Origin of the sequence: Marivita cryptomonadis (genome assembly GCF_002115725.1) — a bacterium.
Lineage (GTDB): Bacteria > Pseudomonadota > Alphaproteobacteria > Rhodobacterales > Rhodobacteraceae > Marivita > Marivita cryptomonadis.
On sequence record NZ_JFKD01000005.1, the window covers coordinates 167,497 to 176,678 of the forward strand.

Annotated in this window: 12 protein-coding genes; 7 read left to right on the forward strand and 5 right to left on the reverse strand. The window is 57.7% G+C overall.

Going from position 1 to position 9,182, the window contains the following annotated elements:
• The first annotated feature begins 63 nt into the window (after window positions 1-63).
• The 3 genes from MCRY_RS07575 (at window position 64) to MCRY_RS07585 (ending at window position 1,292) form a co-directional block, all read left to right on the forward strand.
• Entirely contained in the window at window positions 64-456 is a 393-nt protein-coding gene (locus tag MCRY_RS07575) for a helix-turn-helix domain-containing protein (protein ID WP_085628873.1), read from the forward strand.
• Entirely contained in the window at window positions 453-713 is a 261-nt protein-coding gene (locus MCRY_RS07580; RefSeq protein WP_085628874.1) for a succinate dehydrogenase assembly factor 2, read from the forward strand. The genes MCRY_RS07575 and MCRY_RS07580 overlap by 4 nt, the downstream gene beginning before the upstream one ends.
• An 81-nt stretch (window positions 714-794) precedes the next feature.
• Window positions 795-1,292 carry a MarR family winged helix-turn-helix transcriptional regulator gene (locus MCRY_RS07585; RefSeq protein ID WP_085628875.1) on the forward strand — a complete coding sequence of 166 codons (498 nt, stop codon included), beginning with the start codon at window positions 795-797 and terminating at the stop codon, window positions 1,290-1,292.
• On the opposite strand, the gene MCRY_RS07590 is transcribed toward MCRY_RS07585, so the two are convergent.
• The 4 genes from MCRY_RS07590 to MCRY_RS07605 form a co-directional block, all read right to left on the reverse strand.
• Window positions 1,289-2,002, reverse strand: a complete 714-nt coding sequence (locus MCRY_RS07590; protein WP_085628876.1) for a DUF1194 domain-containing protein — start codon at window positions 2,000-2,002, stop codon at window positions 1,289-1,291. The two genes, MCRY_RS07585 and MCRY_RS07590, sit on opposite strands and share 4 nt — an antisense overlap.
• A 4-nt stretch (window positions 2,003-2,006) precedes the next feature.
• Window positions 2,007-2,435, reverse strand: coding sequence for a VOC family protein (locus MCRY_RS07595; protein ID WP_085628877.1), 429 nt, complete (start codon window positions 2,433-2,435; stop codon window positions 2,007-2,009).
• Window positions 2,436-2,504: 69 nt separating this feature from the next.
• On the reverse strand, window positions 2,505-3,860 hold the full coding sequence (locus tag MCRY_RS07600; RefSeq protein WP_139834090.1) for a hypothetical protein: 1,356 nt from the start codon (window positions 3,858-3,860) through the stop codon (window positions 2,505-2,507).
• Window positions 3,861-3,868: 8 nt separating this feature from the next.
• Window positions 3,869-5,011, reverse strand: a complete 1,143-nt coding sequence (locus tag MCRY_RS07605; RefSeq protein ID WP_085628879.1) for a hypothetical protein — start codon at window positions 5,009-5,011, stop codon at window positions 3,869-3,871.
• Window positions 5,012-5,225: 214 nt separating this feature from the next.
• Here MCRY_RS07605 and thyX point away from each other — a divergent pair, with 214 nt between their 5' ends.
• Together thyX and MCRY_RS07615 are read left to right on the forward strand one after the other, a co-directional pair.
• The gene (gene thyX / locus MCRY_RS07610) at window positions 5,226-6,140 is read left to right on the forward strand and encodes an FAD-dependent thymidylate synthase (RefSeq protein ID WP_085628880.1); all 915 of its coding nucleotides are present in this window, start codon (window positions 5,226-5,228) and stop codon (window positions 6,138-6,140) included.
• Between the two features lie 120 nt (window positions 6,141-6,260).
• On the forward strand, window positions 6,261-6,803 hold the full coding sequence (locus tag MCRY_RS07615; RefSeq protein ID WP_138487530.1) for a hypothetical protein: 543 nt from the start codon (window positions 6,261-6,263) through the stop codon (window positions 6,801-6,803).
• Between the two features lie 64 nt (window positions 6,804-6,867).
• On the opposite strand, the gene MCRY_RS07620 is transcribed toward MCRY_RS07615, so the two are convergent.
• Entirely contained in the window at window positions 6,868-7,314 is a 447-nt protein-coding gene (locus MCRY_RS07620; RefSeq protein ID WP_085628882.1) for a YHS domain-containing (seleno)protein, read from the reverse strand.
• 179 nt (window positions 7,315-7,493) lie between these two features.
• On the opposite strand from MCRY_RS07620, the gene MCRY_RS07625 reads away from it, so the two are divergent.
• Window positions 7,494-8,285: an inositol monophosphatase family protein gene (locus MCRY_RS07625; protein ID WP_085628971.1), complete on the forward strand. Its 792-nt coding sequence runs from the start codon at window positions 7,494-7,496 to the stop codon at window positions 8,283-8,285.
• A 63-nt stretch (window positions 8,286-8,348) separates the two neighbouring features.
• Window positions 8,349-9,182 carry a KPN_02809 family neutral zinc metallopeptidase gene (ypfJ, locus tag MCRY_RS07630; protein ID WP_085628883.1) on the forward strand — a complete coding sequence of 278 codons (834 nt, stop codon included), beginning with the start codon at window positions 8,349-8,351 and terminating at the stop codon, window positions 9,180-9,182.

A 9,182-nucleotide genomic window follows, 5' to 3' on the forward strand; every position in this document is an offset into this window, starting at 1 on the left:
CACCGCGACTGTCTTAGGGTGCGCAAGAAACACGATCAAGCGACGATCGCGAAAGGAGAACCAATGACCGAAAGCGACCAGAACTGGTATGCCCCTGAAATTGCAACCTTCGGCGACCGCATGACTGCCGCTCGCGAGGCAGCCGGTATGACGCAGGAGGCGTTGGCCAAGCGGTTGGGTGTCAAGAAAAGCACGCTGCGCAATTGGGAAAACGATGTGGCCGAACCGCGTGCCAACCGCCTTTCGATGCTTGCCGGTTTGTTGAATGTTTCGATGATGTGGCTCATCAACGGAGAAGGCGAAGGCATCGACGGCCCCGATGCCGAGACCGTGCCGTCTGACCTGACAGAAATCATTCTTGAAATCCGTGAAATGAAATCCGAACTGCACTACAAGGCCGAGCAGTTGGCACGTCTTGAAAAACGCCTGCGCAAGTTGATGGTGCAACCGACATGAACGAACCTCGCGAACATCGTCTGAAGCGCCTTTCCATGCGGTCGATGCGCCGAGGGATCAAGGAGATGGACATCATTCTCTCGCGCTATGCCGAACAGCGGCTTGAAGGCTTTGATGACGCGATGCTGGATCGCTACGATACCTTGTTGTCCGAGAACGATCAGGATTTGTATCAATGGGTCAGCGGCCAGAAACCGGCGCCTGACAGCTTGCGTGACATGATTGCGGATATTTCGGAAGTCGCGTTTCAGCGCTGAATCGAACGAATTCGTGCCGCTTAACCGATTATTGGGGATTATCGGTGATTCTCCTGCCTGACTGACAAGGCGGAGACAGCAATGAGCATTCATGCAGCAGTGAACAAGGGTGGTGCCGGCGGCATGCTGGACGGCTATCTCGAAGCGCTTGCACTGGTGGAGCGTCTCCACCGATTGCTTCTGGATGTGATCAAGGATGAATTTGAACGGGTCGGCATCATCGAAATCAATGCTGTTCAGGCCCTGCTTCTGTTCAACATCGGTGATAATGAAGTGACGGCGGGGGAATTGAAAACCCGTGGGTATTACCAGGGCAGCAATGTCAGTTACAATCTCAAGAAATTGGTGGACATGGGATACATGCACCACCAGCGGTGCGAAATCGACCGGCGGTCGGTTCGGGTTCGGCTGACCCCACGAGGCCGCGAAATCCGCGACTTGATTTCCGCGCTGTTCGCCCGCCACGCTGATGGGCTGATCTCAAAGAACGTAATCGACTTCAACACGCTGGAAGACATGAGCAGCACTCTGCGCCGCATGGAACGCTATTGGACCGACCAGATCCGATATATCTACTAGCCGGGTCGCGGGCCCTGAATGGGGTTGGCCCCAAGGATCATGTCGTTCAATTCGCGGAACAGTTTTCGGGTCATTGCCTCGCGATACCCTTGGTATCCTTCGGACGTCTCGACAAACGCCCCAAAGCCGAAGCGGACTTCGCGATGGAAATAATCCAAAACGTCATCTGATCCGCCTAATACGGCCAAACCATTCACTGTGACATTGGAAAAGGGGAAGTTCTTGTAGGCGAGATGTGGCGGAAAGCCGTCGTTGTTTTCTCCGTCGCCTGACAAATCTATCACCTGTCGGTCACATTCGGGACCGCGCGCCAAGAGCATCGCACCATACCCCAGCGCATAGCCCATGGCGGTCGGAAACCGGGTGTGGCTGCGAGGCGCTGACATCAGGTTCTCAATCACGCTGTCAATCGCGGCGTTGTCGGTCAGTGCGGTCCAGTTGCTGACCATCGCACTTTGACGACGTCCGCTCCATTCATAGATCGCCAACGACACATGGCCGTTGCCGTCCAGAATGGCGGTACGGATGACCGGGTCGGACAGCGCTGCTGCAAGACCATCACGCTGAAGGATGTATTCCTCGGCATCGACCGAAGAAGACACGTCCAGTGCAAGAAGCAGCGCCAGCCGACAATGCTCTGGCTGCGCTTGGGCCGGGACCCAAAACCACGCAGAGACAGCGCAAACAAATGCAGCCAGCCAGCGCCGCATCACATTACCAGTGACCCGTGTTTTCCATGCTAGCCCAAGGCTCTTGCGGAGGCAGCGCGTCACCCAATTGCAGCAATTCTATCGAAATATTGTCAGGAGACCGCACAAAGGCCATATGCCCGTCGCGCGGTGGACGATTGATCGTGACGCCATTGTCCATAAGATGCTGGCATGTCTCGTAAATATTGTCGACGCGGTAGGCAAGGTGTCCAAAATGCCGGCTGTCGGACGGCAACCCGTCATCCCCATCCCAGTTATAGGTCAGTTCGACCGGGCATTCTTCTTGGCCTTCCGGTGCCATGAAGATCAGCGTGAACCGGCCCTTTTCATTGTCCGTGCGCCGGGTCTCTTTCAGGCCAAGCAATCCATAGAATTTCATTGAAGCGTCTAGGTCTTTCACGCGGACCATGGTGTGCAGGTAGCGAAGGGGCATAGTGTCCTCTTGAGTTGGTTCCCAGAGAGGCTAGGCCAATTCAATCGGATGTCGAGTGGGAAAGCAGTCTTAGAACGCAGACCGGATGCCCACTTGAATGCCAAAGTTCTCGGTCTCGTAAAGGTCGATATTTGCGTGCGTGCGTTCTGCGTTCAGCGTGACGGTCGGAATGAAGCCATAGAAATCCATCTCGGGGAAAGCGGCTGTTACACGGGCTTCTATGCTGCGCTCGTCGCGCCCGTTGGTCGTCAGGCTTGACCGGTCATGTCGTTTTTCCGAAAGAGTTAGACCGAAGTCCAACTGCGCCGGCCCGATGGGCGAGCCCAAACCGTACCGCGCCGAAACCGCGCGCTGGGTGTAGTCCAGAAAATCTGCATCGCTTTCGGATCTCACAAAGCTGGTAGACACAGAAATTGTGTTCCCGCTTGCCAAGGACATACCGTAGCCAAGATGGGCGCTCCAGATCGTAGCGTCCTCGCGGGTGCCTTCGCCGGCTTGGCCTTCGTGGTTGACTGACAGGCTCAACATTCCGTTGTTTGCGGTGGCGCGGCGATAATTCGCGCCAATCCGCGTGTAGGCCAAAAGCGGGTCGCCGCCGTACCACGTGCGGCCCAGTCGGGCGTCCCAACCAAGGCGCGCGCGGCCGCCGGGTAACGCGTAATCCTCTTGCACCCCAAAAAATACGGAGCTGGTCGCGAAATCCGCGCCGTCGGCGTCGGGCGCAAGTTCCTTGGCCTCGTCCGACAGCACATAAGTCCGATGGGAGGCTCCGAAAAGCAGGTCCGTGCGTTTCCGTGCGCTGTCAATGATCCGGTAGCGAGTGCTCAAGCCGCCCGCGATCTCGACGCCAGACAAGGCACGCGCTTCGCCTTCCAATGCAAATTCGAAAGGGAGGCCGAAAAGCTCGGAGGTTTCGTTCCGGCTGCCATTATTGATGTTGGAACTGGGCGTGACCGAGAACCGCAGCGCGGTCGACCATGGATTCTGGCGGCGCACATAGCGGAAATCCTCGGTCGCGCGCGCCTTGTGTGCCGCGTCAGGTGCGATCTGGATTGCTCGGCGCAGCCAGAGCTGTGCAGCTGTGCGCCGACCGGAGGACGAAAGCGCCTGCGCCATCGCAAGCGCAGCTGCATAGCGCGCCTCTTCCCCGTCAGCCAACGACCAGGCACGGCGCGCATGGGTCAGAGCGTCGTCATTGCGCCCAAGATTGCGGGCTGCGCGAGACCGGATCAAATGAGCGTCAAGATCAGTGTCGTCTCGCGCGATCAAGGCGCCTGTGAGGTCAAAAGCCAACCCCGCTTGCCCCTGTATCACGGCTTGCCCGGCGAGATCGCGCATCTGTCCTGGCGTTAGAACCGCCTGCGCCGAGGCTTGTGCCGCAGCGAAGGCGAGTGCGCCCAGAGCAAGGCCGATCTTACGACGCAAAAGTTGCATCACTGGCGGTAGACGATGAACCCACCGGTTTCCTGGTAGGAGCCACCTGCAAACCGCGGATCGTTGCCCGTCATAACCAGAACGCCGACGACTTCGCCCGCACCTTCGCCAGATATAATGGCATAGTAGGTGCCCTCGCCGCTTTCGATCACTTCGCCATTATCGAATTCGGCGATTTCAAATACTTCGCCAGCGACTTCGCCATTCGCGTCGGCATCATCTGGTGAAATGACAGGTCGGATTCGCGGTAGGACTGGGTTACCCTCGGCATCTGTTTCAGGAACCAAAGACCGCGTCGGCGTGCCATCATCCGACTCATCACCTCGTGCCAGCGCTTCAAGGTATGCACTTGTGACTTCTGTTCCGGTGATGTCATAGAGGCGACGGTTGCTCACAAAGAGTGCGACACCGCGATTGCCTTCGTTGAAGTCTTTGAAGTCGATGATCATTTCGGCGTCGCCATCGACATATTCAAGCCCGCCACGCCCAGAGAAAACACGGATGCCAGCGTAATCACCTGTGTAGCGGGCATCGCCGTCTTCAGGGAGAACGAGACTCACAGCGTTGCCGTCATCGTCAAAACCGTTGCGCTGATAGACAAATCCGCCAAAGCCGAAATCGACATACGATCCCGACCTCACAATGGCGAATTCGGTTTCGCCGTTGGTGCTGCGTCCGTAGATCGCGCGGTAGGTGAAGGTGCGCAGCGCGGTTCCGGTTACAGGGTCTTCGGTGGTTTCTGCCCCTTCATACACGGCGAACGAGCCAAGTTGCGCGACGCCTGTCACGGGGTCGCCACGGGTGTAGACGTTATTGCCGTCGAACGCGATGTTATCGACGAAGAATTCATCCTGACCTTCATCGTTCAAGTACCGGATGTTGGTCGCGTAACCGCCGCCAGTTTCCTCGTCTTGTTCTTCTCTGCGGACGATCTGGGAATTGGGCGTGGGGTCGGTTGTGCCGGGGGGCAGTTCGGGGGTGCCACGATCGCTTGAGATCGGGGTTTCGTCGGTTGTGCCGTCGCCATCGGTGCCACCATCCGTACCGTCGCCGGTGCCGGGAGTTTGCAGAACGTCACCACCGCCGCTTTCGCAGGCGGCCACGAAACCCAGACAGAGGATGAGAAGGAGAATGCGCGTCATTGGTATACTGCCCCGGATTGTTCTGGTCCTCTTCGCGACCACTCGGTGAAGAAAATCCGGCAGGCGGGGGTGAAAGTCAACGCAAAGCACCACTTGGCAGGTGAAAAAGGCCCTGACTGCGGCCTTGCTGCAAGATACCATCCTTGGTGGTTCCTACGGGCATACCCCCGAGATATAGTCGAAGCCGACTCATCCTAGTGGGAAAGGATTCGCCATGCCCCTGTCGCCGGAACAAGAAGCCGAAATCACCGAACAGCGCAGCGCGCCGCAACAGACCTTGCGCGCGGTCAGCGAAGGCATGGAGGGGCATCTTTATACCGCCTATCCGGTGCTGGATCACGGGTTCATCCGTGTGGTGGATTACATGGGCGACGACGCTGCAATTTGCCAGGCGGCGCGTGTGTCGTACGGCAAGGGCACAAAATCCGTACAGAACGACGAGGGGCTGATCCGATATCTGATGCGGCACTGGCATTCGACCCCGTTCGAGATGTGCGAGATCAAGCTGCACGTCAAATTGCCGGTGTTCGTTGCGCGGCAGTGGATCAGGCACCGCACCGCCAACGTCAACGAATATTCCGCGCGGTATTCGATTCTTGACCGGGAGTTCTACATCCCTGCGCCCGAACATCTGAACGCGCAGTCGGTGATCAACAACCAAGGGCGCGGCGAGGCGTTGGAGGGCGAAGAAGCCGATCGCGTGCTGCGCTATCTGCGCGAGGATGCGATGCGCTGCTATGATCACTACGAAGAGATGATCAGCCAGGACGGCCAGCAGGGATTGGCCCGCGAACTGGCCCGGATGAACCTGCCCGCGAATATCTACACGCAATGGTACTGGAAGGTCGATCTGCACAACCTGCTCCATTTCCTTCGACTGCGCGCAGATTCGCATGCGCAGTATGAAATAAGGGTTTACGCCGACGAGATTTGCAAAGTCGTCGCCGACTGGGTCCCCTTCGCCTACCGCGCCTTCGAGGATTACCGCATGGGGGGCGCCACGCTGTCCTCGACTGCGCTGGACTGCTTGCGGCGGATGTTGAAGGGCGAGAGTGTGACGCAGGAAAACTCGGGCATGTCCAAGGGTGAATGGCGGGAGTTTGAGGGGGTTCTGAACGATCCGGCTTAGCCGGGTCAAATCGTTCCAGTGGAACGATTTGAGTGAAGAACGGGCGCGACTATGACGCGGCCAGTGTTATGGTCTAAATAAGAGCATTTTTTGATGCAAAATAGGCGGAGCCTCACGATATTGAATTATGGCTTGGCTACTCCAAGCGACCTACTTGAAAAGCTCAAGCGCGATGCGATTAAGCTAGAGCAACCGCCTGATCCCGATATGGTATTTAATTTTCTCCTAACGGCTCAAGCACTCTCTGAGTGGACTAGACAGTACTATGAAGAAGAAAGTCAGAAAGCTGGTTTTTATCGTGATAAAAAGAAAGCGTTGTATTTGCCGTCCGAGGCGGTGAATTGGTATAGTGAAACTTCATGCTTTCCGAACGAGTTGGCCACTTGCGATTATTTGCGGCATATTTCTAACTGCCTTCAAATTGCTGAACTTACTGCCAATGCTAGCAAACATTTTCATTGGAATGACACTAAAAGGATCAAACAGATTTCAAAGGACCCACAAATATCTGATTGTTATCAATACTTTTTCACAGACTGCCACGAGGATACATACTTTGAGATTGAAGAGATAATTTATAGTTTGAGCCAAGTTAAGCAAATTCTTGTGCAGTTTTTTTCGGGATTAGTTGCTCATTTGGATCGAGTTAAGAACGACAGTTGATTTCGCACAATGCTTTGCGAGTTACGTAGCCGGGCTGAAGTCTGGTCTACGCGTCACTCAAAGATCACCCCAAAATTCCCGGCCAGTTGGCTTCGCCCTTGGCGATGTTGCCCGGCACGTCTTCAAGCCACAATTCGCGGGCGCGGAGGTTGGCGTTGAGGTAGAGGCGGTCCTCGTAGATCGTCCAGGCCTCGGGGGTTGTCGGGGCGAGGTAGCCGCGGGAGGCGGCGAAGGCGCAGTAGCCTCCGAACGCGGGCGCGTAAGCGGTGGGGTTTGCTGCGAAGGCGTCGGCGGAAGCTTGGTCGGCAAATCGCCATGTGGCACCTTTGTATTGAGCGGTCACTTCGCCGCCCGGCACCGGGCCATTTGTGGTGAAATAGCCAACGGGGTCAGAGCCGTCGATGGCGATGCCGCCTTCCTGATAAATCTCTGGTTCGCGGGCGAATGCGGGGCGGGCGAGCAAAAGTGCGGGTGCGGCGAGGGCGATGGTGGAAAATGTGCGGCGATGCATGGGCGTTCATCCTTTTTCAACAAGTCTGCGACAGAGTTGGGGGGTAACGCCACGGAAAGAAGGAGATTGATACACAACTCGCAGGGTCGTGAAATGCCGTCATTACCCCGCGCCCCCTTGGCATTGGCCGATGTCCCGCTTATACGCCCGGTCTGACCCCGAACAGCCGGAGGCCCATGATGCAGGGCAGCGCCAATCTCAACATCATGATCAAAGCCGCCCGCAAGGCGGGTCGGTCGCTTAACAAGGACTTCCGCGAGGTCGAGAACCTTCAGACCTCGGCCGCGAATGCCGGTGAGTTTGTCGCCCGTGCGGCAGCGGCGGCAGGGGCTTTGTTGCGCGATGACCTGACAGGCGCCCGTGGCACCTATGGGTACCTCACGCCGGAGGGCGAGACCGAGGGGGAAGACCCAACACGCCGCTGGATCGTAAACCCGCTTGAGGGGCGCGCGAACTACCTGCACGGGCAGCCTCATTTCTCGGTGTCGATTGCGCTAGAGCACAAAGGGCAGATCGTATCGGCGGTGGTGTTCGATCCAGCCAAGGACGAAATGTTCTATGCCGAAAAAGGGCAGGGTGCCTGGCTAAACGACAACAAGCGCGTTCGGGTTTCGAGCCGGACCAAGCTGGTCGAAGCAGTGCTGGGTCATGCGGTGCCGTTCAGCGTGAAGCGGACCTTGCCTGCGACGCTCAAGGATCTGGCGCGCGTGATGCCGGAATGTTCGGGCATGCGTGCCTCGGGATCGTCGGCCTTGGATCTGGCCTACGTGGCTGCCGGTCGGTTTGACGGGTTCTGGCAACGCGAAGGCGCGGTGACCGATCTTGCGGCGGGTCTTTTGATCGCGTCGGAAGCGGGCGCGCTGGTCGAAGGTGTGCGTCCTGGGCAGGTACCCTTGGAAGACGGCGCAGTTTTATGCGCCAACAACCAGATTTTTTCGGCCTTGGCCAAGGTGATCCGCACCACTGACTGACGAAGGGCTACCCTGCCTCGACGGCTTGTGTATCATACCCTCAAAATGTGATTGGGGGATCATATGCGCCTGAGAGGAGTTCGTGGCAGCCGCAATATCGAAGATCTTCGCCGCACTGGAGGAGGCGGTCGGGCAGGAATCGGTGGGGTCGGTCTTTTGGTGGTCCTAGCCATCGGCTATTTCGCGGGAATCGACGTCACGCCACTGTTGCAACAGGCGACACAACCTGCCCCTGCCTCCAGAGAACTGAGCGCTGAAGAAGAGCGCGCGGCAGAGTTCACGTCGCGGGTGCTGGCCACAACAGAAACGGTGTGGAGCGACATCTTTCCGGCGCAGGTTGGGCGGCCATATGAACCGCCGGTTCTGGTGCTTTATTCAGGGGTGACCGCCTCGCCCTGCGGCAATGCCAGTGGGGCCACCGGGCCCTTTTACTGCCCGGCGGATGAAAAAGCCTATCTTGACACCGCGTTCTTTGCGACCCTGTCCCGGCAGCTGGGCGCCCGCGGAGATTTTGCAGCGGCTTACGTGATAGCCCATGAGGTAGCGCATCATGTGCAAAACGAGTTGGGCATCTTGGGGCAAGTCAATGAACGCCGTCAGGTGGTAGGTGAGACGCAGGCCAATGCACTGACAGTGCGGCTGGAGTTGCAGGCGGATTGCCTGTCGGGCGTTTGGGCGCGATCAGTCGATGGTTTGCTTGAACCCGGTGATCTGGAAGAGGCGTTGAACGCGGCGCGGATGATCGGGGACGATCACTTGCAGGAACGCGCGGGCCGCGTGCCGCAGCCGCATACATTCACGCATGGCACGTCCGAACAGAGATCCCGTTGGTTCGCCACCGGCTTCCAGAGTGGCGACATCCGCAGTTGCGATACGTTCCGGGCGCAAAGGCTTTGA

What these genes read in the sequence shown, in the direction of transcription:
- thyX (WP_085628880.1), top strand. Translation starts at nt 5,226, where the DNA reads ATGCCCCTGTCGCCGGAACAAGAAGCCGAAATCACCGAACAGCGCAGC.
- MCRY_RS07585 (WP_085628875.1), top strand. Translation starts at nt 795, where the DNA reads ATGAGCATTCATGCAGCAGTGAACAAGGGTGGTGCCGGCGGCATGCTG.
- MCRY_RS07575 (WP_085628873.1), top strand. Translation starts at nt 64, where the DNA reads ATGACCGAAAGCGACCAGAACTGGTATGCCCCTGAAATTGCAACCTTC.
- MCRY_RS07590 (WP_085628876.1), bottom strand. Translation starts at nt 2,002, where the DNA reads ATGCGGCGCTGGCTGGCTGCATTTGTTTGCGCTGTCTCTGCGTGGTTT.
- MCRY_RS07620 (WP_085628882.1), bottom strand. Translation starts at nt 7,314, where the DNA reads ATGCATCGCCGCACATTTTCCACCATCGCCCTCGCCGCACCCGCACTT.
- MCRY_RS07595 (WP_085628877.1), bottom strand. Translation starts at nt 2,435, where the DNA reads ATGCCCCTTCGCTACCTGCACACCATGGTCCGCGTGAAAGACCTAGAC.
- MCRY_RS07580 (WP_085628874.1), top strand. Translation starts at nt 453, where the DNA reads ATGAACGAACCTCGCGAACATCGTCTGAAGCGCCTTTCCATGCGGTCG.
- MCRY_RS07605 (WP_085628879.1), bottom strand. Translation starts at nt 5,011, where the DNA reads ATGACGCGCATTCTCCTTCTCATCCTCTGTCTGGGTTTCGTGGCCGCC.
- MCRY_RS07625 (WP_085628971.1), top strand. Translation starts at nt 7,494, where the DNA reads ATGCAGGGCAGCGCCAATCTCAACATCATGATCAAAGCCGCCCGCAAG.
- ypfJ (WP_085628883.1), top strand. Translation starts at nt 8,349, where the DNA reads ATGCGCCTGAGAGGAGTTCGTGGCAGCCGCAATATCGAAGATCTTCGC.